The sequence below is a fragment of the Stenotrophomonas sp. SrG genome (assembly GCF_050031795.1).
GTDB classification, from domain to species: domain Bacteria; phylum Pseudomonadota; class Gammaproteobacteria; order Xanthomonadales; family Xanthomonadaceae; genus Stenotrophomonas; species Stenotrophomonas rhizophila_A.
On record NZ_JBNBBE010001741.1, the window covers coordinates 1 to 230 of the forward strand.

General features: G+C 63.9%; 1 pseudogene. It reads left to right on the forward strand.

Features of this window, described 5'->3' with window-relative positions:
• Nucleotides 1-230, forward strand: a pseudogene (locus ACQG3P_RS25225) (hypothetical protein); the annotation flags it as partial.

Genomic DNA, 230 nt, shown 5'->3' on the forward strand with positions numbered 1-230 from the left:
TACCTACGGCGAGGGCCGCTACGATCAGGTGCAATGGCGGCTGGACCAGCACGATGACCAGGACGGTCTGGTCATCGCCCCGCAGGACAAACGCTGGGGCCCGGATGTCCTGCATTTCGCGTTGCGCCTGTCCGATGACTTCGATGGCAGCAGCAATTACCAGCTGATCAGGGAGTTCACCCGCACCGGCCTGACCGACCAGGGCGCCGAACTGAAACTGCGCATCGGGC